The organism is Streptomyces sp. NPDC014991 (assembly GCF_043080665.1).
In the GTDB taxonomy this organism is placed as follows: domain Bacteria; phylum Actinomycetota; class Actinomycetes; order Streptomycetales; family Streptomycetaceae; genus Streptomyces.
Genome location: NZ_JBIBVY010000022.1, coordinates 67,633 through 93,513, shown reverse-complemented (window position 1 = coordinate 93,513; position 25,881 = coordinate 67,633). Strand labels below are relative to the sequence as shown.

At 70.9% G+C, this 25,881-nt stretch carries 23 protein-coding genes, 1 pseudogene and 1 riboswitch; of the genes and pseudogenes, 17 read left to right on the top strand and 7 right to left on the bottom strand.

Annotation, left to right across the window (positions count from 1 at the left end):
- Positions 1-118: 118 nt before the first annotated feature.
- The 5 genes from ACF1BE_RS28585 (at position 119) to ACF1BE_RS28565 (ending at position 5,103) form a co-directional block, all read left to right on the top strand.
- Entirely contained in the window at positions 119-1,348 is a 1,230-nt protein-coding gene (locus ACF1BE_RS28585; RefSeq protein WP_392201891.1) for an Ig-like domain-containing protein, read from the top strand.
- A 78-nt stretch (positions 1,349-1,426) separates the two neighbouring features.
- Positions 1,427-2,194 (top strand): enoyl-CoA hydratase/isomerase family protein, encoded by a 768-nt coding sequence (locus ACF1BE_RS28580; protein WP_392201890.1) that lies wholly within the window; start codon positions 1,427-1,429, stop codon positions 2,192-2,194.
- Between the two features lie 343 nt (positions 2,195-2,537).
- Positions 2,538-3,041 (top strand): ATP-binding protein, encoded by a 504-nt coding sequence (locus ACF1BE_RS28575; protein ID WP_392201889.1) that lies wholly within the window; start codon positions 2,538-2,540, stop codon positions 3,039-3,041.
- Positions 3,042-3,118: 77 nt separating this feature from the next.
- Positions 3,119-3,913, top strand: coding sequence for a polysaccharide deacetylase family protein (locus tag ACF1BE_RS28570; protein WP_392201888.1), 795 nt, complete (start codon positions 3,119-3,121; stop codon positions 3,911-3,913).
- Entirely contained in the window at positions 3,913-5,103 is a 1,191-nt protein-coding gene (locus ACF1BE_RS28565) for a hypothetical protein (protein WP_392201887.1), read from the top strand. Before ACF1BE_RS28570 ends, ACF1BE_RS28565 begins: the two co-directional genes overlap by 1 nt.
- Positions 5,104-5,110: 7 nt before the next feature.
- On the opposite strand, the gene ACF1BE_RS28560 is transcribed toward ACF1BE_RS28565, so the two are convergent.
- A complete protein-coding gene (locus tag ACF1BE_RS28560) occupies positions 5,111-5,746 on the bottom strand; it encodes a GNAT family N-acetyltransferase (protein ID WP_392201886.1) in 636 nt (211 codons plus the stop codon).
- 166 nt (positions 5,747-5,912) lie between these two features.
- On the opposite strand from ACF1BE_RS28560, the gene ACF1BE_RS28555 reads away from it, so the two are divergent.
- Both ACF1BE_RS28555 and ACF1BE_RS28550 read left to right on the top strand, forming a co-directional pair.
- Complete coding sequence (locus tag ACF1BE_RS28555; RefSeq protein ID WP_392201885.1) at positions 5,913-6,125, top strand: EF-hand domain-containing protein; 213 nt, start codon at positions 5,913-5,915, stop codon at positions 6,123-6,125.
- Positions 6,126-6,345: 220 nt separating this feature from the next.
- Positions 6,346-7,008 carry an NADPH-dependent F420 reductase gene (locus ACF1BE_RS28550; RefSeq protein WP_392201884.1) on the top strand — a complete coding sequence of 221 codons (663 nt, stop codon included), beginning with the start codon at positions 6,346-6,348 and terminating at the stop codon, positions 7,006-7,008.
- A 16-nt stretch (positions 7,009-7,024) separates the two neighbouring features.
- On the opposite strand, the gene ACF1BE_RS28545 is transcribed toward ACF1BE_RS28550, so the two are convergent.
- The 5 genes from ACF1BE_RS28545 to gcvT form a co-directional block, all read right to left on the bottom strand.
- Positions 7,025-7,579 (bottom strand): glycoside hydrolase family 25 protein, encoded by a 555-nt coding sequence (locus ACF1BE_RS28545; RefSeq protein WP_392201883.1) that lies wholly within the window; start codon positions 7,577-7,579, stop codon positions 7,025-7,027.
- Positions 7,580-8,020: 441 nt separating this feature from the next.
- On the bottom strand, positions 8,021-9,388 hold the full coding sequence (locus tag ACF1BE_RS28540) for an L-serine ammonia-lyase (protein WP_392201882.1): 1,368 nt from the start codon (positions 9,386-9,388) through the stop codon (positions 8,021-8,023).
- A gap of 104 nt (positions 9,389-9,492) precedes the next feature.
- Complete coding sequence (gene glyA, locus ACF1BE_RS28535) at positions 9,493-10,758, bottom strand: serine hydroxymethyltransferase (RefSeq protein WP_392201881.1); 1,266 nt, start codon at positions 10,756-10,758, stop codon at positions 9,493-9,495.
- Positions 10,759-10,772: 14 nt separating this feature from the next.
- The gene (gcvH, locus tag ACF1BE_RS28530; RefSeq protein WP_392201880.1) at positions 10,773-11,150 is read right to left on the bottom strand and encodes a glycine cleavage system protein GcvH; all 378 of its coding nucleotides are present in this window, start codon (positions 11,148-11,150) and stop codon (positions 10,773-10,775) included.
- 135 nt (positions 11,151-11,285) lie between these two features.
- The gene (gcvT, locus tag ACF1BE_RS28525; protein WP_392201879.1) at positions 11,286-12,404 is read right to left on the bottom strand and encodes a glycine cleavage system aminomethyltransferase GcvT; all 1,119 of its coding nucleotides are present in this window, start codon (positions 12,402-12,404) and stop codon (positions 11,286-11,288) included.
- A gap of 157 nt (positions 12,405-12,561) precedes the next feature.
- Positions 12,562-12,665: riboswitch (glycine riboswitch) on the bottom strand.
- A 156-nt stretch (positions 12,666-12,821) separates the two neighbouring features.
- Here gcvT and ACF1BE_RS28520 point away from each other — a divergent pair.
- From ACF1BE_RS28520 to ACF1BE_RS28475, 10 genes and pseudogenes are all read left to right on the top strand, one after another.
- On the top strand, positions 12,822-13,517 hold the full coding sequence (locus tag ACF1BE_RS28520; protein ID WP_392201913.1) for an AAA family ATPase: 696 nt from the start codon (positions 12,822-12,824) through the stop codon (positions 13,515-13,517).
- A gap of 92 nt (positions 13,518-13,609) precedes the next feature.
- Positions 13,610-14,401: an enhanced serine sensitivity protein SseB gene (locus tag ACF1BE_RS28515; RefSeq protein ID WP_392201878.1), complete on the top strand. Its 792-nt coding sequence runs from the start codon at positions 13,610-13,612 to the stop codon at positions 14,399-14,401.
- A 183-nt stretch (positions 14,402-14,584) separates the two neighbouring features.
- Entirely contained in the window at positions 14,585-15,361 is a 777-nt protein-coding gene (locus tag ACF1BE_RS28510) for an enhanced serine sensitivity protein SseB C-terminal domain-containing protein (RefSeq protein ID WP_392201912.1), read from the top strand.
- Positions 15,362-15,711: 350 nt separating this feature from the next.
- Positions 15,712-16,710, top strand: coding sequence for an ABC transporter permease (locus tag ACF1BE_RS28505; RefSeq protein WP_392201877.1), 999 nt, complete (start codon positions 15,712-15,714; stop codon positions 16,708-16,710).
- A 35-nt stretch (positions 16,711-16,745) separates the two neighbouring features.
- On the top strand, positions 16,746-18,518 hold the full coding sequence (locus ACF1BE_RS28500) for an ABC transporter substrate-binding protein (protein WP_392201876.1): 1,773 nt from the start codon (positions 16,746-16,748) through the stop codon (positions 18,516-18,518).
- A gap of 72 nt (positions 18,519-18,590) precedes the next feature.
- A complete protein-coding gene (locus ACF1BE_RS28495; RefSeq protein ID WP_392201875.1) occupies positions 18,591-19,598 on the top strand; it encodes an ABC transporter permease in 1,008 nt (335 codons plus the stop codon).
- The gene (locus tag ACF1BE_RS28490) at positions 19,595-20,689 is read left to right on the top strand and encodes an ABC transporter ATP-binding protein (protein WP_392201874.1); all 1,095 of its coding nucleotides are present in this window, start codon (positions 19,595-19,597) and stop codon (positions 20,687-20,689) included. Before ACF1BE_RS28495 ends, ACF1BE_RS28490 begins: the two co-directional genes overlap by 4 nt.
- A pseudogene (locus ACF1BE_RS28485) lies at positions 20,686-21,775 on the top strand (ABC transporter ATP-binding protein); the annotation flags it as partial. The gene ACF1BE_RS28490 and the pseudogene ACF1BE_RS28485, both read left to right, overlap by 4 nt.
- 711 nt (positions 21,776-22,486) lie before the next feature.
- Positions 22,487-23,878: a M1 family metallopeptidase gene (locus ACF1BE_RS28480; protein WP_392201873.1), complete on the top strand. Its 1,392-nt coding sequence runs from the start codon at positions 22,487-22,489 to the stop codon at positions 23,876-23,878.
- Positions 23,879-23,925: 47 nt separating this feature from the next.
- Positions 23,926-24,585, top strand: coding sequence for a trimeric intracellular cation channel family protein (locus ACF1BE_RS28475; protein WP_392201872.1), 660 nt, complete (start codon positions 23,926-23,928; stop codon positions 24,583-24,585).
- On the opposite strand, the gene ACF1BE_RS28470 is transcribed toward ACF1BE_RS28475, so the two are convergent.
- Positions 24,494-25,741, bottom strand: a complete 1,248-nt coding sequence (locus ACF1BE_RS28470) for an alpha/beta hydrolase (RefSeq protein WP_392201871.1) — start codon at positions 25,739-25,741, stop codon at positions 24,494-24,496. The two genes, ACF1BE_RS28475 and ACF1BE_RS28470, sit on opposite strands and share 92 nt — an antisense overlap.
- Positions 25,742-25,881 lie beyond the last annotated feature (140 nt).

Sequence of the window (25,881 nt, the reverse complement as noted above, 5' to 3'; positions counted from 1 at the left end):
CGACTTGCGACGGAACGGTGACATCTGTCTGACACTCCGCTCAAAACCAGGCGGTTAATATGCGCGCACCGATGTGGTGGGGAGCGGGCCTTCGCGGGTCCGGCGAGGGGAGAACAAGGTGGACGTGCGGCCTGTGACGGGGGCGTCGGCTCGGGGGCGGGGAGGCCGTGGGGGACTGGCACTCATAGCCGGCGCCCTGGTGCTGTCGCTCGCCGCGTGCGGCGGAGGCGGGGACTCCGGTTCTGGGAACGGAAAGGGCGAGGGCCGGGGCAGCGGACAGGGCGCACAGTCCACGGCTGCCGTCAGCATCGCCCCCAGGTCCGGTGCCACCGGCGTCGACACCAGCGGCGCGCTCAAAGTCGCCGTCGCGAAGGGCAGGCTGACCCGGGTCACCGTCAAGGACGCCAAGGGCGGCGAGATAGCCGGGGCCATCACCGCGGGCGGCGCCTCCTGGACCCCGTCGACCCATCTGGCCGCGGCCACCAAGTACACCGTGCACGCGGTCGCCAAGGACTCCGAGGGCCGCGAGGCCGCCGAGGACGCGACGTTCACCACCCTCACGCCGAAGAACACCTTCGTCGGCGACTTCACCCCCGAGGACGGCTCCACCGTCGGCGTCGGCATGCCGTTCTCCATACGTTTCACCCGGGGCATCACCCGGGCGGACGCGGTCGAGAAGGCCATCCGGATCAGGACCGAGCCGGCCGTCGACGTCGAGGGCCACTGGTTCGGCAACGACCGCCTGGACTTCCGCCCCGAGGCGTACTGGAAGTCCGGCACCAAGGTCACCGTCGACCTCGACCTGGACGGCGTCGAGGGCCGCGACGGCGTCTACGGCAAGCAGCACAAGACCGTGAAGTTCACCATCGGCCGCAACCAGGTCTCCGTCGTGGACGCCAAGAAGCACACGATGCGGGTCACCCAGGACGGCAGGACCGTCAGAACCCTCCCGGTCACCACCGGCAAGGCCGGGTACGAGACCTGGAACGGCCGGATGGTCATGAGCGAGAAGCTCTCCGTGACCCGCATGAACGGCGAGACCGTCGGCTACGGCGGCGAGTACGACATCAAGGACGTCCCGCACGCCATCCGCCTCACCACCTCCGGCACCTTCATCCACGGCAACTACTGGGGCGGCGGCGCCTTCGGCCACTACAACGCCAGCCACGGCTGTGTGGGCCTGCGCGACGTGCGCGGCGGCTACGACGGCTCCGTCCCGGCGGCCTGGTTCTTCAACCACTCGATCGTCGGTGACGTGGTGGTCGTGAAGAACTCCCACGACCGCACGGTGGACCCGGCGAACGGCCTGAACGGCTGGAACATGTCCTGGGCCGACTGGAAGAAGTGAGCCCACCCGCCCCACGGGCCCGGTGCTGTGACCTACGGCACCGGGCCGTCCGGCGTTAGTCGCCGTTAACCTGCCTGCATGACCGTCTCTCTCGAAGTCGCCGAAGGCGTCGGCACGCTGCGTCTGGACCGGCCGCCGATGAACGCGCTGGACATCGCCACCCAGGACCGGCTGAAGGAACTCGCCGAGGAGGCCACGCGCCGCGACGACGTGCGCGCCGTGGTGATCTACGGCGGTGAGCGGGTGTTCGCGGCGGGCGCGGACATCAAGGAGATGCAGAACATGGACCACGCGGGCATGGTCCTGCGGGCCCGCGCCCTCCAGGACTCCTTCACCGCCGTGGCCCGCATCCCCAAGCCCGTCGTCGCCGCCGTCACCGGCTACGCGCTCGGCGGCGGCTGCGAACTGGCGCTCTGCGCCGACTACCGCATCGCCGCCGACAACGCCAAGCTCGGCCAGCCCGAGATCCTGCTCGGCCTGATCCCGGGCGCGGGCGGCACCCAGCGGCTGGCCCGGCTGGTCGGGCCCTCCCGGGCCAAGGACCTGATCTTCACGGGCCGTCAGGTCAGGGCCGACGAGGCCCTCGCGATCGGTCTGGTGGACCGGGTCGTGCCGGCCGCCGAGGTGTACGAGCAGGCGCACGCCTGGGCCGCCGGGCTGGCCAAGGGCCCGGCGATCGCGCTGCGCGCGGCCAAGGAGTCCGTCGACACGGGCCTGGAGACCGACATCGAGACGGGGCTCGCCGTGGAACGGAACTGGTTCGCGGGACTGTTCGCCACCGAGGACCGCGAGCGCGGCATGCGCAGTTTCGTGGAGGAGGGGCCGGGCAAGGCCAAGTTCCTCTAGGGTCTCTCGTTCGGCCTGAGCCGAACGAGAGGGCCCAGGCCGGGTCGTCGGCGGCTCGGAGGTCTGCGTAACTCCCATGAGTGAACCGGGAGTTGGCGCATCGTCCCGTTCGGGTCCCTCGATGGGGCGGTTTATGGGAGCCTTAAGGCAACCTTAAGTCTGTCGCGTCGAGGGAGCCCGTCGATTGCCCGGTTGCGAGCCGTCGCCGCAGGTCGGACAGGCTGTGCCGGACGCTGTCGTGCCGAGGGCATATGCCGGTCGCATGGGGTGGAACGGGGGCGTGCGGGGGGCGCATTCCCCCGGAACGGCCCCCGAGGGGGCGCCGGACGGCCATCATGGGCACATGGCGGGGCTGGAGGGCATCGAACAGCCGCGGGGACAAGGCCGTGCAGCCGCGGCACGCTGGTCGCCCGCGGTCGAGGACGAACAGGCGCTCAAGGCGCTCGAACTGTTCGGGAACCCCACGGAGGCGGAGGTGCCGCTGCCGTCCCGCCCCGAATCCGCGGCCACCGCCCGCCGCCTCGCCCAGGTCGTCGTCCTGCGCACCTGGCGGCTCACCCCCAAGCTGGCCGAGGACGCTGTCCTGCTCGTCTCCGAACTCGTCGGCAACGCCGTACGGCACACCGGCGCCCGCGTCTTCGGCCTGCGGATGCGCCGCCGCCCCGGCTGGGTCCGGGTGGAGGTCCGCGACCCGTCACGCGGGCTGCCCTGTCTGATGCCGGTCCAGGAACTGGACGTCAGCGGACGCGGCCTGTTCCTCGTGGACAAGCTCTCCGACCGCTGGGGCGTCGACCTGCTGCCGCGGGGCAAGACGACCTGGTTCGAGATGCGGGTCACCGACCGCTGACGCCGCTCCCGGCGCCGCGACCCGAAATCGCCCCCCGGTCGGGCTAATCGGCCGTTTTTCCACCCATCACGCCTTAAATGGTGCGCGTGACCACCACCAACCGTCGCGGAGTGCTGCGCGCGGGCGCGGGGCTCGTCGCCGGCGGCGCGTTCGCCGCCGGTTGCGGCACCGGCCGGGCTACCCCGCCCCCCGCCCCGGCCTCCGCCTCCCCGACATCCGCCGCCCCGGCCGCGCGCCCCGCATCGGCCCCCGCTCCCCGCGCCTACCCCGGCCTGCCCGCCCAGCTCACCCACGGCCCGCGCACCCGCCCCCAGGTGGCCCTCACCTTCCACGGCCAGGGCGACCCCGCCCTCGCCCGCACCCTGTTCACCGAGGCCGAGCAGCGTGGTGCCCGGCTCACCGTGCTCGCCGTCGGCGCCTGGCTGGACGAGCACCCGGACCTCGCCCGCCGCATCCTCGACGGGGGCCACGACCTCGGCAACCACACCCAGCGGCACATCTCCGTCAACGCGATGTCCGAGGCCGACGCCCGCCGGGAGATCACCGACTGCGCCGAGCGGCTGCGGCGGCTCACCGGATCCATCGGCGCCTGGTTCCGCCCCTCCCGCGCCCCCACCGCCTCCCCGCTCGTCACCCGGCTGGCCCACGCCGCGGGCTACCCGCACGTGCTGTCGTACGAGGTCGACTCGCTCGACTACACCCGCCCCGGCGCTCCCGCCGTCACCCGCACGGTCCTCGACAACGTACGCAACGGCTCGGTGGTGAGCCTGCACCTCGGATATCCGGACACGGTCGCCGCCCTCCCCGACCTCCTGACCGAACTCGGCCGTCGCGGACTGCGCGCGGTCACCACCACGGAGCTGCTGAGCTGATGCGAACCACGAATGCCGCCCGCCTGCTGGCCGCCGGTGCCGCCGTCACCGCCCTGACCCTGCTGTCCGCGTGCGACGGCGGGACCGGGTCCCACAGGGGCGAGGCCCCCGTCAGCAGGACCCCGGTCCAGCCGGAGGTGCGCAGGCAGCCCCGGGTGAACGTGCTGCCCGGAATGCCGCCGGTGGAGGACCCGGCCGACCTGTACGCCGCCGACCGGCCCGGCCGGCTCTCGCCCGTGGTCCGGGGCTTCCCGTCCCGCGTGTACGTCCCCAACACCAACTCCGACACCGTCAGCGTCATCGACCCCACGACCTACCGGGTGATCGACACGATCCCGGTCGGCCGCCAGCCCCAGCACGTCGTACCGTCCTGGGACCTGAAGACCCTCTGGGTCAACAACGACCTCGGCAACAGCCTCACCCCCATCGACCCCAGGACCGGCAAGGCCGGCGAACCGGTCGACGTGCACGACCCGTACAACCTGTACTTCACGCCCGACGGGAAGTACGCCGTGGTCATGGCCTCCATGGACCGCCGGCTGGTCTTCCGCGACGCGCACACCATGAAGGTCGTCAAGTCCGTCCCGGTCAGCTGCTACGGCGTCAACCACGCCGACTTCTCCGCCGACGGCCGCTACTTCGTCGTCTCCTGCGAGTTCAGCGGCGAGCTGCTCAAGGTCGACACCGCCCGGATGAAGGTCGTGGCCCAGCAGAAACTGCCGTTCCACGGCGCCATGCCGCAGGATGTGAAGATCTCCCCGGACGGCAAGCTGTTCTACATCGCCGACATGATGGCCAACGGCCTGTGGATCCTCGACGGCGACACGTTCACCCGGCCCCGCTTCCTCGCCACCGGCAAGGGCGCCCACGGCCTCTACGTCAGCCGGGACTCGCGGGAGATGTACGTCTCCAACCGGGGCGAGGGCACCATCTCGATCTTCGACTTCACCCGCGACCGGCTCACCAGGAAGTGGGACCTGCCCGACGGCGGCAGCCCCGACATGGGCGGCGTCTCCGCCGACGGCAAGGTCCTGTGGCTGTCCGGCCGCTACAACGCCGAGGTCTACGCCATCGACACCCGCACCGGCACCGAACTGGCCCGCATCAAGGTCGGCAGCGGCCCCCACGGCCTCGCCGTCTACCCCCAGCCGGGCCGCTACTCCCTCGGCCACACCGGCATCTTCCGCTGACGCCCGCTCAGCCGTCCGGGGCGAGCAGCAGCGCCTCCGCGCCCACCGGGCGGTAACCGGCCGCCAGGAACGCCCGCAGACTGCGGGCGTTCCCCGGGGTCACCTGCGCCCACAGCGGCTCCGTGACCAGGTGCCGGGCGGCGGTGACCAGCAGCCGGCCCAGGCCCCGGCGTACGTCCCCGGCCACCTCGACCGACACCTCGAGGCGTCCGGCGACCCCGCGCCCCATGACCAGCACCCCGCCCTCGGCGGTCCAGGCGCGCACCTGGTCCCGGCGTCCCCGGGCGTACCGGATCCGGGGATGGCCGGCGTCCTCGATCTCCCGCAGGGCGAGCGGCGGTACGCCCGGCAGCGGGGAGCCCACCAGCAGCGCGTCGACCGTCTCGGCCCGCCGCCCCGTCCGGTCCATGAGGGCGGCCAGGAAGCGGGGGTGCATCGGCGCCGCCAGGGGATCGCAGTCCAGGGCGCGCAGCGTCTGCGCCACCCACGCCGGGTCCTCGTCCGTGAAGACGACCGCGTGCGCGGTGAACGACAGCACCCCCGCGTCCCGCGGTGACGCCTGCGGCAGGACCGTCGTAGTGCCGTCGGGCGGCGGGAAGACACCGGCCGCCGCCGCGCCGAGAACGTCCCGCAAGGTCTCCACATCCGCTCCTTCGGTCTCCGCCCACCGCACGACCAGAGTCCCAGACGCCCTCGACGGTGACGGCGCCCGGGTGGTCGCCGCACTCCGTGTTCCCGGGGGCCGTTAATCTGACCAGCGACAGAACGCCGGTACGGCATGTGACACACGAGCAAAAAGGGGCGGATCGGTGGCGGACATCGAGGAAGCACGCAAGCAGTTCCAGCGGATCGACGCGGACGGTGACGGATTCATCACCGCGGCGGAGTTCAAGTCCGCCCTGGCCCAGCAGGGTGACTGGAACGTCACCGAGACGGTGGCGGAGGCCATCATCCGCACCCGTGACATCGACGGCGACAAGGTGCTGTCGTTCGACGAGTTCTGGGCCTACCTGAGCAAGTGACCACGGCAGGGGGTGCCCGCCCTACGGGGACCGGGCACCCCCCCGCCGTCCACGGGCCCCTGCGGCCGGGATCAGCCACCGCTCGCGCGGTACCGGCCGGCGCCACCCCGTCCTGCCGCTCTCACCCGTTCGCCGCGGGGACGGAATAGCCCGCCGCCCCGCACGGTTGTCGCTCGACACAACCCATGCACATGCATGGACAACCCCGGAAGGGCCTGTCATGAAGATCGGCATCATCGGCGCGGGCAACATCGGCGGCAACCTCACCCGACGGCTCACCGCCCTCGGCCACGACGTCTCCGTGGCCAACTCCCGCGGCCCCGAGACACTCCGCGACCTGGCTCAGGAGACCGGCGCGACCCCGGTCCGGGCCGAAGAGGCGGCCAGGGACGCCCAGGTGGTCGTCGTCACCGTCCCGCTGAAGGCGATCCCGGACCTTCCCGCCGGTCTGCTCGACGGCGCGGCCGAGGACGTCGCGGTGATCGACACCGGCAACTACTACCCGCAGCAGCGTGACGGCCGGATCGCCGCCATCGAGGACGAGGGCCTGACCGAGAGCCGCTGGACCGAGCAGCACCTCGGCCACCCGGTGATCAAGGCCTTCAACGGCACCTACGCGCAGGACATCCTGGACCGCGGACGCCCCGCCGGCGACCCCGAGCGCATGGCCCTGCCGGTGGCCGGCGACGACGAGGCGGCCAAGCGGACCGTGCGTGACCTGATCGGGGAGCTGGGCTTCGACACGGTCGACGCGGGCGGCATCGACGACTCCTGGCGCCAGCAGCCCGGCACCCCGGTCTACGGCCTGCGCGCCGGCACCGAGGCCGTGCGCAAGGCCCTGGCCGAGGCGTCCCCGGAGCGCCCGGCGGACTTCCGCGGCTGACGCCTGCGCACGGCCCCTACGGCGTGGCCCACGCGCGCAGGTCGTCCTTGTGCGCGAACCGGGCCACGTCCTTGTCGTGCGGCTCGCTGGTGTACTGGTGGAACAGCCACTCGGCCCTGATGCGGGGCTTGCCGGCCGTGACGTAGTCGGCGATCCAGAGCCCGTCGCCCGCGTACGAGGTGGTGTCGACCGTCAGCCAGAAGTGGCGGTTGCAGTAGAGGACGACCCGGTTGTCCGGCCGCAGTGCCTTGAGCTTGCGCAGGAAGCGGTCCTTCTCCGCGTTGCTCGCGTGCGTGCCGTCGCCGGTGGTCTCCCAGTCGACGGCGAGGATGTCGCCCGGCCGGTCGGGGGCGTGCCCCAGGAAGTACTCGGCCTGGGCGGTGAGGTCGCCGGGCCACAGGAAGTGGTAGAAGCCGACGACCAGTCCGGCGTCACGGGCCCGCTTCACTTGCGCGGAGAGCCGGGGACTGACGTACGAACGGCCCTCCGTCGCCTTGACGAAGGCGAACGAGAGGCCGTCCGTGGCATAGGAGGAGGACTGGTAGGCGCTGACGTCGATGCCATGGAGCATGGGGGAGTTGTGCCCCCTGCGGCCGTGGCCGGAACCTCAGGCCCGGGTCGTCACCGAACTCGGCACGGCCGGTGAGTTCGGCGTCCGTCGGGTTGGTGGAGGAGATGGCCGGGGACACGTCGTGGGCGTCCGTGGCGATCAGGATGCAGTGGTGCGCGGAGCAGAACGAGGTGTGCTGTCGGACGGGTTGGACCGCTCCACCGTGCCCGGGACGAGTGCGAAGAGGAACTTGCCCCTGAGGGCGTCGCGGGCGGGCCGGGCGTCGGCCGGCGAAGTACGTGTACTCGGCCTTGTCGTACGCGTTGTGCGTGCCGACGGCCGTCGTCCCGGAGAACTCGGGCGCCGCCGCGTGGGCGTTGCCCGGCGCCACCACCAGCGAAGCGGCGGCTCCCGGCAGAGCCGCCGCCCGTCCCGGTCCGCGCATGTGCGGGGGAACGGCAGTCAGCACTCGATGATGTTCACGGCCAGCCCGCCCCGGGCCGTCTCCTTGTACTTGACGCTCATGTCCGCGCCGGTGTCCTTCATGGTCTTGATGACCTTGTCCAGGGACACCTTGTGGGAGCCGTCGCCGCGCATCGCCATCTTCGCGGCCGTGACCGCCTTCACCGCGGCCATGCCGTTGCGCTCGATGCACGGGATCTGCACCAGGCCGCCGACCGGGTCGCAGGTCAGGCCCAGGTTGTGCTCCATGCCGATCTCGGCCGCGTTCTCCACCTGCTCGGGGGAGCCGCCGAGCACCTCGGCGAGGGCGCCGGCCGCCATGGAGCAGGCGGAGCCGACCTCGCCCTGGCAGCCGACCTCGGCGCCGGAGATGGAGGCGTTCTCCTTGAAGAGCATGCCGATCGCGCCGGCCGCCAGCAGGAACCGCACGACTCCGTCCTCGTCGGCGCCGGGGACGAAGTTGATGTAGTAGTGCAGGACCGCCGGGATGATGCCGGCCGCGCCGTTGGTCGGGGCGGTGACGACCCGGCCGCCGGCCGCGTTCTCCTCGTTCACGGCCATCGCGTAGAGCGTGATCCACTCCATGGCGTGCGCCAGCGGGTCGCCCTCGGCACGCAGCTGGCGGGCCGAGACGGCCGCGCGGCGGCGGACCTTCAGACCGCCGGGCAGGATGCCCTCGCGGGACATGCCGCGCTGCACGCACTCGCGCATCACCCGCCAGATCTCCAGCAGGCCGGCCCGGATCTCCTCCTCGGTGCGCCAGGCACGCTCGTTCTCCAGCATCAGCGAGGAGATGGACAGGCCCGTCTCGCTCGTGCGGCGCAGCAGCTCGTCACCGGTGCGGAAGGGGTACTTCAGCACCGTGTCGTCCAGCTTGATGCGGTCCGCGCCCACCGCGTCCTCGTCGACCACGAAGCCGCCGCCGACCGAGTAGTACGTCTTGGAGAGCAGCTCGGCGCCGTCGGCGTCGTACGCCCAGATGGTCATGCCGTTGGCGTGGTACGGCAGCGCCTTGCGGCGGTGCAGGACCAGGTCGTCGTCGAAGGAGAACGGGATCTCGTGCTCACCGAGGACGTTCAGCCGTCCCGCCCGCCTGATCGCCTCCACCCGTTCGTCGGCCGTCTCCACGTCCACGGTGCGCGGTGAGGCGCCCTCCAGGCCGAGCAGCACCGCCTTCGGGGTGCCGTGGCCGTGCCCGGTCGCGCCGAGTGAGCCGTACAGCTCGCAGCGCAGGGCCGCGACGGAGCCGAGCAGCTCCTCGTTGCGCAGCCGGCGGGCGAATATGCGTGCCGCGCGCATCGGACCGACCGTGTGGGAGCTGGACGGGCCGATGCCGATCGAGAACAGGTCGAAGACCGAGATGGCCACGGATGACTCCTCAATGCGGGGGGTGGTGCAAAAGGCGGTACAGGGTGCGGGCACCGCGCACTCCCTGGTTCTTCCAGTGTGCGCGGTGCCCGGCGAAAGGTGACTTACCGGTTCAGCCCCGGGTACAGCGGGTGCTTGTCGGCCAGGGCCTTCACCCGGGCCTTGAGGCCCTCGGCGTCGTAGGACGCCTTCAGCGTCTCGGCGATCACGTCCGCGACCTCGGCGAAGTCCTCGGCCGTGAAGCCGCGGGTCGCGAGGGCCGGCGTACCGATGCGCAGGCCGGAGGTGACCATCGGCGGGCGCGGGTCGTCCGGGACGGCGTTGCGGTTGACCGTGATGCCGACCTCGTGGAGCCGGTCCTCGGCCTGCTGCCCGTCCAGCTCCGAGGCACGCAGGTCCACCAGGATCAGGTGCACGTCGGTGCCGCCGGACAGGACGTTCACCCCGGCCTCGCGGGCGTCCGCCGCCGTCAGCCGCTCGGCCAGGATGCGCGCACCCTCCACCGTACGGCGCTGGCGCTCCGCGAACTCCTCCGAGGCGGCGACCTTGAAGGAGACCGCCTTCGCCGCGATCACGTGCTCCAGGGGTCCGCCCTGGAAGCCCGGGAAGACGGAGGAGTTCAGCTTCTTCGCGAAGTCCTTCTTCGCGAGGATGATGCCGCCGCGCGGGCCGCCGAGGGTCTTGTGGGTCGTGGAGGTGACCACGTCCGCGTACGGCACCGGGTTCGGGTGGAGACCGGCGGCGACCAGGCCCGCGAAGTGGGCCATGTCGACCCACAGGTACGCCTCGACCTCGTCGGCGATCCGGCGGAACTCGGCGAAGTCCAGCTGACGCGGGTACGCCGACCAGCCGGCGATGATCACCTTCGGGCGGTGCTCCTTGGCCAGCCGCTCGACCTCCGCCATGTCGACCAGGCCGGTCTCCGCGTCCACGTGGTACGCGACCACGTCGAACTGCTTGCCGGAGAAGTTCAGCCGCATCCCGTGGGTCAGGTGGCCGCCGTGCGCCAGGTCCAGCCCGAGGATGGTGTCCCCGGGCCGGGCGAGGGCGAACAGGGCCGCCTGGTTCGCGGAGGCACCGGAGTGGGGCTGCACGTTGGCGTACTCGGCGCCGAACAGCTCCTTGACCCGGTCGATGGCGATCTGCTCGGCGACGTCGACGTGCTCGCAGCCGCCGTAGTAGCGGCGGCCCGGGTAGCCCTCGGCGTACTTGTTGGTCAGGACCGAGCCCTGGGCCTCCATCACCGCGAGCGGCGCGAAGTTCTCGGACGCGATCATCTCCAGCGTGGACTGCTGGCGGTTCAGCTCCGCGTCGACCGCGGCGGCGATCTCGGGGTCCAGCTCGTGCAGGGGCGTGTTCAGGACAGTCATGGGGCTACGACTCCTCAGCCGGCGGTGTGGGCGGCGTACTCGTCGGCGGAGAGCAGGTCGGCCGGCTCCTCCGTGACGCGCACCTTGAACAGCCAGCCGCCCTCGAAGGGGGCGGAGTTCACCAGCGAGGGGTCGTTGACGACGTCCTCGTTGATCTCGGTGACCTCACCGCTGACCGGCGAGTAGAGGTCGGAGACCGACTTCGTCGACTCCAGCTCACCGCAGGTCTCGCCCGCCTCGACGGTGGTGCCGACCTCGGGGAGCTGTGCGTAGACGACATCGCCGAGCGCGTTGGCCGCGAACTCGGTGATGCCGACCGTCGCGACGCCGTCCTCGGCGGTCGACAGCCACTCGTGCTCCTTGCTGTAGCGCAGCTGCTGGGGGTTGCTCATGGCCTGAATTCTCCTGTACGCGCGGGAGTGCTGATGAAGGGGGACCGTAGGACCTGCTTGTGAGCAGGGGAGATGTGCGCAGGGTCACGTCCGGCGGCGCGGAGCGTCCGCCGGGAGCGCCGCCGCGCCCAGTGTCTACTTCTGGCGCTTGTAGAACGGCAGCGCCACGACCTCGTACGGCTCGTGGGTGCCCCGGATGTCCACGCCGACGCCCTCGGTGCCCGGCGCCGCGTACGCCGCGTCGACGTACGCCATGGCGATCGGCTTGCCCAGGGTGGGGGAGGGGGCACCGGAGGTGACCTCGCCGATCACCTGGCCGCCGGCGACGACGGGGTAACCGGCGCGCGGCACCCGGCGGCCCTCGGCGACCAGCCCGACGAGCACCCGGGGTGCTGTCACCTCGGCCCGGGAGGCGGCCCCGGTGAGCGCCTCACGCCCGACGAAGTCCCCCTCCTTCTCGAACTTGACCACCCGGCCGAGCCCGGCGTCGAAGGGGGTGAGCGCGGTGGTCAGCTCGTGCCCGTACAGCGGCATGCCCGCCTCCAGGCGCAGGGTGTCCCGGCAGGACAGGCCGCACGGCACCAGGCCGACGCCCTCGCCGGCCTCGGTCAGCGCCTGCCACAGCCGCTCCGCGTGCTCCGGCCGCACGAACAGCTCGAAGCCGTCCTCACCGGTGTAGCCGGTGCGGGCGATCAGCGCCGGCACGCCGGCGACCGTGCCGGGCAGCCCGGCGTAGTACTTCAGCCCGTCCAGGTCGGCGTCGGTGAGCGACTTCAGGATCCCGGGGGACTGCGGGCCCTGCACCGCGAGCAGCGCATAGGCGTCCCGGTCGTCGCGGACCTCGGCGTCGAAGCCGGCGGCCCGCTCGGTCAGCGCGTCCAGCACCACCTGGGCGTTGGAGGCGTTGGCCACGACCATGTACTCGGTCTCGGCCAGCCGGTAGACGATGAGGTCGTCCAGGATGCCGCCGTCGGCCCGGCAGATCATGGTGTAGCGGGCCCGGCCGACGCCCACGGAGGCGATGTTGCCGACCAGGGCGAAGTTCAGGAGAGCGGCCGCCCCGGCGCCCGTCACGGTGATCTCACCCATGTGGGAGAGGTCGAACAGGCCGGCCCGGGTGCGCACCGCGAGGTGCTCGTCGCGCTCGGAGCCGTAGCGCAGGGGCATGTCCCAGCCGGCGAAGTCGGTCATGGTCGCGCCGAGCGCGCGATGCACGGCATCCAGCGCGGTGTGGCGGAGTTCGGTGCTGCTCATCGGTCGGTCGTCTCCCAGGGCATACGGACGGGGCGAGGAACGTTCCTCCCCATCTGTCATCGGAACCTGAGAGGTTCGCCACGACCGCCACGGGGACGATCAGGACTTGCACCTTGGGTGGGACCACTGGACACAGCGGCCCGCTTTTCAGATGTGCCTCGCCCGCGCGGTAACGGGGCCTGAGAGATTCAAGGGAGGGACTTGCTCCTTCGGCGCCCCAGACGGTCCAAGGGGACCTGGGGACTCTCCCGCGCGGATTCAAGCGGCCGGTATGCAGTTGGCGGGCACATCATCGCATGCGAGCCCGGCTTCTGTAACCGACCTGTGGCACGACCCGCACCGAACCACCGACCACCGGCCATTACCTTCTCTTTAACTTCAACGGGCAGGACATGACCGAGCCCACAGGGGAGGACGATCACGGTGAACAGGACCACGGCGTACGTCACCGCCGCCGCCGGCCTCGCGGTGCCGAAGCAGCCCTCCGCCCCCGCCGCCCCCCGCGAGCGCGACACCGCGCGCCCCGTCCCGGTCGTCCGCGACCTGCGCGACCGCGCCGGCCGCAGCCCCCGAGCCCTCGTCTTCGGGCCGCGGGACGTGGTGGTGATCACCGGCCTGCCCGGCAGCGGCAAGTCCACGCTGATGCGGCGCGCGGTCACCGGCCACCGCGTCGACTCCCAGGACGCCCGCGACCGCTTCGCGGCCCGCCTGCCCCGCTTCCTGCCGTACGCCCTCTACCGCCCCGTGGTCCGCCTCGCGCACTACGCCGGCCTGCGCCGCGCGCTGCGCACCGGCGACGGCGTCGTCGTCCACGACTGCGGCACCCAGCCCTGGGTGCGCGGCTGGCTCGTCCGTGAGGCCCGCCGCCGCGGCGGCACCATGCACCTGCTGGTGCTCGACGTCGCCCCCGAGACGGCCCGCGAGGGCCAGCGCGAGCGCGGCCGGGGCGTCTCCCGCTTCGCCTTCCGCCGGCACCGCCGTACGGCCGCCCGGCTGCTGCGCGCGGTCGAGCGCGGCGAACTGCCCACGGGCTGCGGCTCGGCGCTGCTGCTGGACCGCCCCGCCGCGGACACCCTGCACCGCCTGGACTTCGCCGCCCCGGATGTCCGCTGACGTGCCGCACCGTTCCTCCGCGAAGCCGCGATGTCACAGCCACCCGCTAGCCTTCAACCTCACAGCAGTGGTTCCCAGCAGGCGGTAGGCACATGGACTTCCCGGCGGACCTTCCCGCGGACTTCCCGGCACAGGCACACCCCCACCCGCACGGCGGTTGGCCCGGCAACGAGCTGGAGGAGGTGCTCTCGGCCTCCCTCGGCGTCCCCACGGCGGGCGGCCGGATCATCGAGGTCCTCGGCCGCAGTTTCCTCTGGATACCGCTGCCGGCCGGCGGCGGCCCGGACAGCGGCCCGCTGGACCTGCCCACACTCGACATCGAGGGCCAGGTGTACGTGCCGGTGTTCAGCTCCGAGGAGCAGTTCCGGCAGGCGGCCGGCTCCCACATGTCGTACGCCGTCGCCCCCGCCGTGGAGTTCGCCCGGGGCCTGCCGCCGCAGGCGGGCCTGGCCGTGAACCCGGGCGGCGTGGTCGGCATGCCGCTGCCGCCCGAGGCCGTGGCCGAGCTGTGCCGGGTGGGCCGCACGCCGCTCGACGGCCCCGGCAGCGGCGGCCGGGTCCGCCTCTTCGAGCCCGACTGGCAGGACGACCCGGTCGACTTCCTCTCCGCCGCCTCCGCCGAGTTCGCGGACATCGGCGTGGTGGTGACCGCCCGCCGCTGCCTGGCCGCCGTCGAGACGGACGAACCGGTGATGTTCGTCGGCGTCGAACTCTCCCGGTGGGAGGGCGACCTGCGCGCCCTGCCCCTGGAGGCGCTGGGCCGGGCCCTCGGCAGGGTCCCGGTGAAGTGGCCGGTCAACCTGGTCCTCCTGGACGTCACCGACGACCCGGTGGCCGACTGGCTGAAGACGAACGTCCGCCCCTTCTACCGTTTCGGCCACTAGGCCGTGTCGTCGGGGTCGGCCCGAGGCCGGCCGGCCGGGGCGCGGCAGGCCACCGGGCCCGCCCCGCCTACGGCCACGAGGCCCCGGGCCGCCGGGCGCTTAAGCTGTCCCCCAACGCGGGGCACTCCACGAGAAGGGGCGGTAAGACAGGTGAGCGCGAGCCCGAGCGGCAGCGTCGAGCACATGCTGCGCCAGGTCACGCCTGGACGTTACGACGCCTACGAGGCCCTGCTGCGCGCCCTCGCCGCCCCCTCCTCCGGCCAGATCTGGATGTTCCTGTGGCACGGCCAGGCCGGCTCCCCGGACGCCCAGTACGGCGACATGGAGGTCGGCGGCTTCCACTACGCCCCCTGCGTCACCTCCGCCCAGGAGCTGTCGGCCAGCGGCTGGAACCGCTCCTACGAGGTGGTCGACGGCCTCGACGTGGCCCGCACCCTCTACCCCGACCACTACGGCCTGTGGCTCAATCCGCACGCCCAGGGCGGCGGTGTCGGCGTCCCCTGGCTCGACCTGCGCCGCATCGCCGCCGGCCTGGACCGCCAGCCCGCCGGCCCCCTGCGCCTGTCGGAACCCGGCATCGAGATCCCGCAGTTCTACGCCCTGCTCGCGCAGAACGCGCACCGCACCCCCGCGCTGCGCTCGCTGCGCCGCGCCTGGGTGCAGCCGGCGCTCGGGGCGCCGTACCTCGCGCTCGGCCTGGACGTGTACGACACCTCCCCGGCGGCGGTCGACTCGGTACGCGCGATGATGCAGCAGTCCGTCGGCGCGGTCCCGGAGGGGCTGCCCGTCTCGACGGTCGTGATGACCGACGGCTACGACCCGGTGGTCATGTGGATGCGGGCCAACGCGCGTCCGTTCTACGACCGCGAGGCCCACGCCGCCGCCCCGCAGCCCCGGTCCCCGCTCCAGATTCCGCCGGCCGCCGGCTACGGCTACCCGCCCGCGCACGGCGGATACTGACCAACGGTCCCCCGGGCGAGGGGTTTTGGGCGGGTCCGCGGTGTCCGTGCGAGCGACGCCCTTCTGCGCGCGTAGACACCGCTGATACGTCCCGTTCCGGGCGTAATCACCGTTCTGCCCCAACTGGCGTGCGTCCGAGGGTCGTTACCCACTGTTCGGATAACGGAATCCCCTTCACTGCATCACGGTTGCGCATACTTTCGCCGCCAACTCTGGCGGGTGATCACAACGACGCTGAAGACTCGCGACTCAGACGCGAGGCCGAGGCCTCGTGCTCGATGGCAAGTCGACAAAGCCGCAATCCGCGGCAGGCGCAGGCCGGTCACCACCGGCGAGAGGGGTCGCTCACCGTGACCGCACCGATCGAGACCACCGGAGCGGCAGCCGAGGCACAGCCGGAGGCTGTGCTGGAGGGTGTCGGAAAGGGGCAGATCGAGGGTCGTTCCCTGGGCCAGATCGCCTGGACCCGGTTCAAGAAGGACAAGGTCGCCGTCGCGGGCGGCGCCATCGTGGTCCTGCTGATCCTCGTCGCGATCCTCTCGCGTCCCCTCCAGGCCGTGTTCGGGCTCGACCCCAACGCCTTCCACCAGGACCTGATCACCCCCGACACCTCGCTGCCCAAGGGCAGTTGGGGCGGCATGAGCCTGGACCACCCACTCGGTGTGGACCCGAAGTTCGGCCGGGACATCGCCACCCGCGTCCTGGAGGGCTCCTGGGTGTCGCTGGTGGTCGCCTTCGGTGCCACCGTCCTGTCGAACGTGATCGGCGCGGTCCTCGGTGTCGTGGCGGGCTACTACGGCGGGCGGGTCGACTCGATCATCAGCCGGCTGATGGACACCTTCCTCGCCTTCCCCCTCCTGCTCTTCGCCATCGCCATCTCCGCCACCCTCCAGGGCGGCGCCTTCGGTCTCAACGGACTCCCGCTCCACCTGGGCGTGCTCATCTTCGTCATCGGTTTCTTCAACTGGCCGTACCTGGGCCGGATCGTGCGCGGCCAGACCCTGGCCCTGCGGGAGCGCGAGTTCGTGGACGCCTCCCGCGGCATGGGTGCCAAGGCCCCGTACATCCTGTTCCGTGAGCTGATGCCCAACCTGGTCGGCCCGATCATCGTCTACTCGACGCTGCTGATCCCGACCAACATCCTCTTCGAGGCGTCCCTGAGCTTCCTCGGCGTCGGCATCCAGCCCCCGCAGGCGTCCTGGGGCGGCATGCTCCGTGAGGCGGTCACCTACTACCAGGTCGACCCCCAGTTCATGATCGTCCCCGGACTCGCCATCTTCGTCACCGTCCTCGCGTTCAACCTGCTCGGCGACGGTCTCCGCGATGCTCTCGATCCGCGCAGCCGCTGACGCCTGCTGCGACGAGCCCGAAAATTCTGTCACCAATGGAGGGGAAAGCTCCCATCATGCGAAGGTCAGCGCTGGCCGCGATCGCGGCCATCGGCTCCGTCAGCCTGCTTCTTGCGGGTTGCAGCAAGGCCGATGACAACAAGAACGAGAACGGCACCAAGTCGGCCGGGGCCAACGCCGCGACCAAGGGCGTCGTCAACGCGTCCGACAAGAAGGGCGGCACGCTCACCTACGAGCTGTCCGACGTGCCGGACTCCTTCGACCCCGGCAACACGTACTACGCGTACATGTACAACCTCAGCCGGCTGTACGCCCGCCCGCTGATGACCTTCCAGCCGGGTGCCGGTGAGAAGGGCAACACCCTCGTCCCGGACCTCGCGGCGAGCAAGGGCGTGCCGAGCGACGGCGGCAAGACCTGGACGTACAAGCTGCGTGCGGGCCTGAAGTACGAGGACGGCTCGCCGATCACCTCGAAGGACGTCAAGTACGCCGTCGAGCGCTCCAACTTCGCGCGTGACGTGCTCTCCCTCGGCCCGAACTACTTCCAGCAGTTCCTGGCCGACGGCGACAAGTACAAGGGTCCGTACAAGGACAAGGGCGCCAAGGGCCTGTCCTCCATCGTGACGCCGGACGACACGACGATCGTCTTCCACCTGAAGCAGGCCTTCCAGGAGTTCGACTACCTGGTCGCCGCCCCGCAGACGGCCCCGGTGCCGCAGGCGAAGGACACGGGCGTCGACTACATCAAGCACATCGTCTCCTCGGGCTCGTACAAGTTCCAGAGCTACCAGGACGGCCGGCAGGCCGTGCTGGTGCGCAACCCGAACTGGGACGCGAAGACGGACCCGCTGCGCAAGCAGCTGCCGGACAGGATCGTCGTCAAGCTGAAGGTCAACCCGGAGACGATCGACCAGGACGTCCTCGCGGGCGACGCGATCGACCTGGCCGGCACCGGTGTCCAGGCCTCCACCCAGGCCAAGGTCCTCACCGACGCCGACAAGAAGGCCAACACGGACAACACCTACGGTGGCCGTCTGGTGTACCTGGCGATCAACACCAAGGTCGCGCCGTTCGACAAGGCCGAGTGCCGCAAGGCCGTGCAGTACGCGATCGACAAGGTCTCGGTGCAGACCGCCGAGGGCGGCCCGATCCGCGGTGACATCGCCTCCACCGTGCTGCCGCCGGACATCCCGGGCTACGAGAAGTCGGACGTCTACGCCAGCCAGGGCAACAAGGGCGACGCCGCCAAGGCCAAGCAGCAGCTGAAGGCCTGCGGCAAGTCGTCGATCACGACCAACATCGCGGCGCGTTCCGACCGCCAGCCGGAGATCGACGCCGCCACGGCGATCATCGCCTCGCTGAAGAAGGTCGGCATCAACGCCTCCCTGAAGCAGTACCCGTCGGGCAAGTACTTCACCGACTACGTGGGCGTGCCGAAGTTCTCGGAGAAGCAGAACCTCGGTCTGATCATGATGCAGTGGGGTGCCGACTGGCCCTCCGGCTACGGCTTCCTCCAGCAGATCCTGAACGGCAAGGCGATCAGCCAGTCGGGTAACACCAACCTGTCGCAGTACGACGCCAAGCCCGTCAACGAGCTGCTGGGCAAGGCGATCGGGACGCAGGACCTCAACGAGCGCAACAGCCTCTACACGCAGATCGACAAGAAGACCATGGACGACGCCGTCCTGGTCCCGTTGACCTACTTCAAGGTCCTGCTGGGCCGCCCGCAGAACTACACCAACCTGGTCTCCACGGCGGCCTTCAGCGGTCAGTACGACTACCTCAACATCGGCGTCGCGTCGAAGTAGCAGCCCCGGAAGGCAGGTGAAGGCATTGGTGCCCGCGGGCTTCGCGGCCCGCGGGCACCAGCGCCGGTCCCCGTGATCTCGTACATCCTCCGCCGGACGTTCGCGGCAGTGATCCTGCTGCTGGTCGTCTCCGCGGTCACCTTCGCCATCTTCTTCCTGCTGCCCCGGCTCGTCGGCCAGACAGCGGACCAGCTGGCGCAGCAGTACATCGGCAAGAGCCCGTCGCCGGCGGACATCGCCGCTGTCAAGCACAACCTCGGTCTGGACCAGCCTGTCTACGTCCAGTACTGGCACTTCATCAAGGGGATCGTGGCCGGCGCCACCTACGACCTCGGCCCCACCACGGTGCACTGCGACGCGCCCTGTTTCGGCTACTCCTTCAAGAACCACCAGGCGGTCTGGCCGGAGCTCACCTCACGCCTTCCGATCACCCTCTCGCTGGCCGTGGGTGCCGCCGTACTGTGGCTGGTCTCCGGCGTGGCGGCCGGTGTCGTCTCCGCGCTGAAGCCGCGCTCGGTACTCGACCGCGGTTTCATGGGTATCGCGCTCACCGGCGTCTCGCTGCCCATGTTCTTCACCGGCAACCTGGCGATCCTGCTCTTCGAGTACCAGTGGCCGATCTTCGGCAAGAGCTACGTCCCGTTCACCGAGAACCCCTCGCAGTGGGCCAACACCCTGTTCCCCGCGTGGTGTTCGCTCGCCCTGTTGTACTCCGCCATCTACGCGCGGCTCACCCGCTCGGGCATGCTGGAGACGATGAACGAGGACTTCATCCGCACGGCCCGGGCCAAGGGCCTGCGTGAGCGCAACGTCGTCGTCCGCCACGGCCTGCGCGCCGCTCTCACCCCGATCATCACGGTCTTCGGCATGGACATCGGCCTGCTGCTCGGCGGTGCCGTGATCACCGAGAGCGTCTTCTCGCTGCCCGGCATCGGCCAGTACGCGGTGCAGGGCATCACCGACAACGACCTGCCCAAGATCCTCGGCGTGACCCTGCTCGCCGCCTTCTTCGTCGTGATCGCAAATCTCCTGGTGGACGTGCTGTACGCCGCCGCCGACCCGCGGGTGAGGCTCTCGTGACCGAACTCTCCAAGACCGGCGCCGCCGTGGGCGAGCCCACGACCGCCGGCAAGGCGCCCGAAGCCTTCCTCGAGGTCCGCGACCTCAAGGTGCACTTCCCGACCGACGACGGCCTGGTCAAGTCCGTCGACGGGCTCAGCTTCTCGCTGGAGAAGGGCCGGACCCTCGCCATCGTGGGTGAGTCCGGCTCCGGCAAGTCGGTCACCTCGCTGGCCGTCATGGGCCTGCACCGGCTCGGCGCGCGCGGCAAGAACGTGCAGATGTCCGGCGAGATCTGGCTGGACGGCAAGGAGCTGGTCTCCGCCGCCCCGGACGAGGTGCGCAAGCTCCGCGGCCGGGAGATGGCGATGATCTTCCAGGACCCGCTCTCCGCGATGCACCCGTACTACAAGGTGGGCGACCAGATCGTCGAGGCCTACCGGGTGCACCACGACGTCAGCAAGAAGGTCGCCCGCAAGCGCGCGATCGAGATGCTCGACCGCGTCGGCATCCCCGAGCCCGCCAAGCGCGTCGACGGCTACCCGCACGAGTTCTCCGGCGGTATGCGCCAGCGCGCCATGATCGCCATGGCGCTGGTGAACAACCCCGAGCTGCTCATCGCGGACGAGCCGACCACCGCCCTCGACGTGACCGTCCAGGCCCAGATCCTCGACCTGATCCGCGACCTCCAGAAGGAGTTCGGCTCCGCGGTCATCATGATCACCCATGACCTGGGTGTGGTCGCCGAGATCGCCGACGACGTCCTCGTGATGTACGGCGGCCGGTGCATCGAGCGCGGCCCTGCCGACGAGGTCTTCGAGCAGCCGCAGCACCCCTACACCTGGGGCCTGCTCGGCTCGATGCCCCGCATCGACCGCGAGACCTCCGAACGGCTCATCCCGGTCAAGGGCCAGCCGCCGAGCCTCATCAACATCCCCTCGGGCTGCGCCTTCAACCCGCGCTGCCCGTACGCGGACATCCCCAAGGGGAACGTCACCCGCACGGTGCGCCCCGAGCTGGAGCAGGTGGATGCCGGGCACTGGTCCGCCTGCCACCTGTCGGCCGAGGACCGCCAGCGGATCTGGACCGAAGAGATTGCGCCGAAGCTGTGAGTGAGACCAAGAAGACGGACGAGGCCGAGGCCGTGATCCCGCAGCAGGCGACGGCCCCCGAGGACCGCGACGTGCTGCTCAGGGTCGAGGGGCTGACCAAGCACTTCCCGATCAAGAAGGGCATCCTCCAGCGTCAGGTCGGCGCCGTGAAGGCCGTCGACGGCATCGACTTCGAGGTGCGCAAGGGCGAGACCCTCGGCGTGGTCGGCGAGTCGGGCTGCGGCAAGTCGACCATGGGCCGGGTCATCACCCGGCTCCAGGACCCGACCGGCGGGAAGGTCACCTTCGAGGGCCGGGACATCACCCGGCTGGGCACCGGGCAGATGCGTCCGCTGCGCCGCGACATCCAGATGATCTTCCAGGACCCGTACGGCTCCCTGAACCCCCGGCACACCATCGGCTCGATCGTCTCCGCGCCCTTCCGGCTGCAGGGCGTGGAGCCCGAGGGCGGGGTGAAGAAGGAGGTCCAGCGGCTCCTCGAACTGGTCGGCCTCAGCCCCGAGCACTACAACCGCTACCCGCACGAGTTCTCCGGCGGTCAGCGCCAGCGCATCGGCATCGCCCGCGCGCTCGCCCTGAAGCCGAAGCTGGTGGTGGCCGACGAGCCGGTCTCGGCCCTGGACGTGTCGATCCAGGCGCAGGTCGTCAACCTCATGGACGACCTCCAGCAGGAACTCGGCCTCACCTACGTGATCATCGCCCACGACCTCTCCGTGGTCCGGCACGTCTCGGACCGCATCGCGGTGATGTACCTGGGCAAGATCGTGGAACTCGCCGACCGCAACTCGCTGTACGAGTCGCCGATGCACCCGTACACCAAGGCGCTGATGTCGGCGGTGCCGGTCCCGGACCCCAAGCGCCGGGGCCAGAAGACCGAGCGCATCCTGCTCCGCGGTGACGTCCCGTCGCCGATCGCCCCGCCCTCCGGCTGCCGTTTCCACACCCGCTGCTGGAAGGCGACGCAGATCTGCAGGACGACCGAGCCGCAGCTCGTGGAGCTGAGGCCGGGTCAGCGGGTCGCCTGTCACCACCCCGAGAACTTCGCCGACCAGGCACCGCAGGACACGGTCCTGCTGTCGTCGGCGGTGGCCTCCGGCGGTGCGGCGGGCAAGGAGCCGGTGTCCGAGGTGGCCGCCGGAAAGACGGCGGCGCCGGAGACGGCCGAGGCGACGGAGGTGGCGGAGACCTCCGCGGCACCCGAAGCGGTGGCCGCGTCCGAGGCGGCCGGAACCGCCGGCGCGCACACCGGGCCGGGGGCGAAGACCTCGACCACGGAGCCTTCGACCACGGAGCCTTCGGCGGCGGAAGAGACCGCGGCCGAGAAGGCTCCGGCAGACGAGACCGCGGTCGAGAAGGCCCCGGTCGAGAAGCCCGCGGTCGAGGAGCCGGTGGCGGAGAAGCCCGCGGTCGAGGAGCCCGCGGTCGAGGAGCCGGTGGCGGAGAAGCCCGCGGTCGAGAAGCCGGCGGTCGAGGAGCCGGTGGCGGAGAAGCCCGCGGTCGAGGAGCCCGCGGTCGAGGAGCCGGTGGCGGAGAAGGCCCCGACCGAGAAGGCTCCGACCGAGGAGACCGCGGCGGAGAAGGCCTCGGCCACGAAGCCGGTGGCCGAGAACGCCGAGACGGGCAAGCCCGTGGCCGGCAAGCCCGTGGCCGGCAAGGGCAACGCCGGTGGCGCGTCTGCGGAGGCTGCCGACGAGTAGCACATGACGACTGGGCAAAGTCATGCACATGCCCGAACGGGAGAGCGCAGAGTCGTCCCTGTCAGTCCACTGACCGGTACATGCTCGAAAGGGACGACTCATGGCACTCTCCCGTTCGGCACGTCTGGGGGCCCTCGCCACCGCGGCGGCCTCCTTCCTCGTCATCGCCGCCTCGGCCGCCCCCACCCAGGGCGCCCCCGGTGTCGGCGACTCCTACTTCCCCCGGCTCGGCAACGGTGGCTTCGACGCCCGCCACTACGACCTCGACCTCGCCTACACCCCCGGCACCGGCCGCGTCGACGGCCGTACGACCCTCACCGCCCGGGCCACCCGCACCCTCTCCTCCTTCGACCTCGACCTCCAGCAGTTGGAGATCACCCGGATCGAGGTCGACGGCCGACGGGCCGAGTTCACGCGCGACGGCGACGAGGTCACCGTCACCCCGCGGCACACCCTGCGCGCCGGACGGGACTTCCGGGTCACCGTCACCTACGGCGGCGTACCGGAGTCCCTCGGCGGCCCCATCGTCTTCGGCTCCCGGTACGGCTGGATGAAGACGGACGACGGTGTCTTCGTCGCCTGTGAGCCCAACGCCGCCTCCACCTGGTTCCCCTCCAGCGACCACCCCTCCGACAAGGCCACCTACGACATCCGGATCAAGGCGCCCGAGGGCCTGACGGCCGTCTCCAACGGCCGGCTGGTGTCGACGTACGACAGGGGCGGCTCGACGTACACCCACTGGCGGGAGTCGAGGCCGATGGCGACCTACCTCGCCACCGCCACCATCGGGAAGTTCGACGTGCGCACCGGGCGGACCCCCGGCGGCATCCCGGTCTACGTCGCCGTCGACCCCGTGCTGAAGAACGGCAACAGCGTCGACGTGTACGCCGTCACGTCCGCCGTCACCGACTACTGGTCGCGGGTCTTCGGGCCGTACCCCTTCGAGGAGACCGGCGCGATCGTGGACGACATGCCCGAGGCGGGGTTCTCGCTGGAGGTGCAGAGCAAGCCCGCCTACTCGGCCGTGCGCAGCGAGACGACCATCGTGCACGAGCTGGCCCACCAGTGGTTCGGCGACTCGGTGAGCGTGGCGCGGTGGAAGGACGTCTGGCTCAACGAGGGGTTCGCCACCTACGCCCAGTGGCTGTGGGCGGAACACCAGGGCACCCGCACCGCCCACGACTCCTTCCTCGCCGCCTACAACGCCCGCCCCGCCGACTCCGCCTTCTGGCAGATCGAGGTGGCCGACCCGCAGCGGGACACGATGTTCGCCTCCGCCGTCTACCAGCGCGGTGCGATGGCACTCCAGGCACTGCGCGAGCGGATCGGCGACACCGCCTTCTTCCGGCTGCTGCCCGCCTGGACGGCGCTGCACCGGTACGGCAACGCGGACACCGCCGGCTTCAAGCGCCTCGCCGAGCGGGTCAGCGGACAGCAGCTGGACGACCTGTTCGACACCTGGCTGTTCACCACAGGGAAACCCACCCTGTGAGCCTGCCTTTGTAAGGTTCCAGCTCGCCGACAGGTAAGAATGTCAGGGTGCAGCTCCAGCAACTCTTCAGTCCCTCCGTCCAGCACACGCTCGATGTGATCGGCATCTTCGTGTTCGCGATCTCCGGCGCCCTGCTGGCCGTCCGGAAGAACTTCGACGTCTTCGGGATCGCGGTCCTCGCCGAGGTCACCGCGCTGGGCGGGGGGATGATCCGCGACCTGGTGATCGGGGCCGTGCCCCCGGCCGCCTTCACGGACCTCGGATACTTCCTCACGCCGCTGCTCGCCACGCTCGTCGTCTTCTTCCTGCACCCGCACGTCGAGCGCATCCAGGCCGCGGTGCTCGTCTTCGACGCGGCCGGCCTCGGCCTGTTCTGCGTCAGCGGTACGACGAAGGCGTACAGCTACGGTCTCGGCCTGACCGCGTCGGCCACACTGGGCCTGGCCACCGCCGTCGGCGGCGGTGTGCTGCGGGACGTGCTGGCCAACGAGGTGCCCTCGCTGCTGCGCTGGGACCGCGACCTGTACGCGGTCCCGGCGATCGTCGGCGCCACCATGGTCGTGCTGTGCATCCGGTACGGCGCCCTCACCCCGTTCACCAGCGGGCTCGCGGTCGTCACGGCCTTCGTGCTGCGTCTCCTCGCGATGCGGTTCCACTGGCGAGCGCCGCGTGCGTGGAACCGCCGTTCGACGGTGACCGAGGAGTAGACCCGGCGAGGGACCCGTCTTGCCCGCCGGCGCGGCTCTGGCCCATCTGGAGGGTCAGCCAGCGGAAGGCCGCGGGGACCTGCGGCCGCCACAGCGCCATCGTGTGGCCGCCCGCGCTGCGCGGCAGGAACACCACGTGCACGGTGGTCGGCGCCTCGGCGGCGGACGCCAGGGCCTCGCCCGCCTGGTAGCCGTCGCCGGACTCGCCGGAGAGGTACAGCGCGACGGGCGGCGGTACGGCCGCCTTCCTGAGCAGCAGGTAGGGGTTGTTCGCGGCGCGCAGGGCGGGGGTCTGGGCGGCGAGGGAACTGCGTTCGCCGATCGGGTCGTTGTAGCCGGACATGCTCACCGCGGCCCGGTACCGGCCGGGATGGGCCACCGCCAGCTTGACGGCGCAGTGCGCGCCCGCCGAGTACCCGGCCACCGCCCAGCCCCGGGGGGCGGGCTGGGCCCGGAAGTTGTCCGTGACCATCTTCGGCACATCGACGCTGAGCCAGCTGTCGGCGTTGACCTGGCCCGGGACGTTGGCACAGCCGGTGTCCACGCCGGCCAGCAGGTTGGTGCGCGGGGCGACCAGGATGAACGGTGCCACCCGGCCGCTCCTCATCAGCGGCAGCAGCTGCTCGTGGGTCCGCATGGGCCCGAACCAGGCTTTGGCGGACCCGGGGTAGCCCGGCAGCAGCTCGACCACCGGGAACCGTTCGCGGCGGTAGGCCGGGTCGTCGTACTGGGGCGGCAGCCAGACGTAGACCTCGGCGTTCACACCGGAGACCCGGCCCCGGAGCTGGGTGACACGCACTCCGCCGGCCGCGCCCATGCCGGGTCCGTCGGCCGCCCGGAAGGTCTGCCGGACTCTGGGCAGCCGTTTCACCGCGATACCGCCGGTGCCGTCCCGGCCGAGGTCGGCGGCCTGCTGGACGTGGTTGCCGGTGCCGAGCAGGTCCGCCCAGTTGTCGTACAGGTTGTTCTGGTTGTTGACCAGGACGAAGACCAGGGTGACGGCCGTACCCTGGGCGAACAGCAGCATGAGGATCCGGGCCACGGCCCGCACGGGCCGGGGTCCACGCATCCGCGACCACAGGACGAGCGGCAGTACGAGGGCGGCCACCGACAGCACGAGGGTGGTGTAGAGGAACGCAGTCCCGGTGAGGCTCATGCCCCCATAGAGGGGAATCGCCGGCCGGGGGTTGTGGACGTGTCAGGACACTTACCGAGAAATTGCCGGAACCTCACCCGGAGGCCGGAGCCTCACCCGGCGCCGGATCGCGTCACACCGCCGCAACACGAAAAGCTACC

Excerpts from the sequence above, each read along its gene's own strand:
- ACF1BE_RS28545 (WP_392201883.1), bottom strand. The coding sequence starts at position 7,579 with ATGCTCCATGGCATCGACGTCAGCGCCTACCAGTCCTCCTCCTATGCC.
- ACF1BE_RS28570 (WP_392201888.1), top strand. The coding sequence starts at position 3,119 with ATGGTGCGCGTGACCACCACCAACCGTCGCGGAGTGCTGCGCGCGGGC.
- ACF1BE_RS28575 (WP_392201889.1), top strand. The coding sequence starts at position 2,538 with ATGGCGGGGCTGGAGGGCATCGAACAGCCGCGGGGACAAGGCCGTGCA.
- ACF1BE_RS28565 (WP_392201887.1), top strand. The coding sequence starts at position 3,913 with ATGCGAACCACGAATGCCGCCCGCCTGCTGGCCGCCGGTGCCGCCGTC.
- ACF1BE_RS28480 (WP_392201873.1), top strand. The coding sequence starts at position 22,487 with ATGGCACTCTCCCGTTCGGCACGTCTGGGGGCCCTCGCCACCGCGGCG.
- ACF1BE_RS28500 (WP_392201876.1), top strand. The coding sequence starts at position 16,746 with ATGGAGGGGAAAGCTCCCATCATGCGAAGGTCAGCGCTGGCCGCGATC.
- ACF1BE_RS28470 (WP_392201871.1), bottom strand. The coding sequence starts at position 25,741 with ATGAGCCTCACCGGGACTGCGTTCCTCTACACCACCCTCGTGCTGTCG.
- glyA (WP_392201881.1), bottom strand. The coding sequence starts at position 10,758 with ATGACTGTCCTGAACACGCCCCTGCACGAGCTGGACCCCGAGATCGCC.
- ACF1BE_RS28550 (WP_392201884.1), top strand. The coding sequence starts at position 6,346 with ATGAAGATCGGCATCATCGGCGCGGGCAACATCGGCGGCAACCTCACC.
- ACF1BE_RS28515 (WP_392201878.1), top strand. The coding sequence starts at position 13,610 with ATGGACTTCCCGGCGGACCTTCCCGCGGACTTCCCGGCACAGGCACAC.
- ACF1BE_RS28510 (WP_392201912.1), top strand. The coding sequence starts at position 14,585 with ATGCTGCGCCAGGTCACGCCTGGACGTTACGACGCCTACGAGGCCCTG.
- gcvH (WP_392201880.1), bottom strand. The coding sequence starts at position 11,150 with ATGAGCAACCCCCAGCAGCTGCGCTACAGCAAGGAGCACGAGTGGCTG.
- gcvT (WP_392201879.1), bottom strand. The coding sequence starts at position 12,404 with ATGAGCAGCACCGAACTCCGCCACACCGCGCTGGATGCCGTGCATCGC.
- ACF1BE_RS28580 (WP_392201890.1), top strand. The coding sequence starts at position 1,427 with ATGACCGTCTCTCTCGAAGTCGCCGAAGGCGTCGGCACGCTGCGTCTG.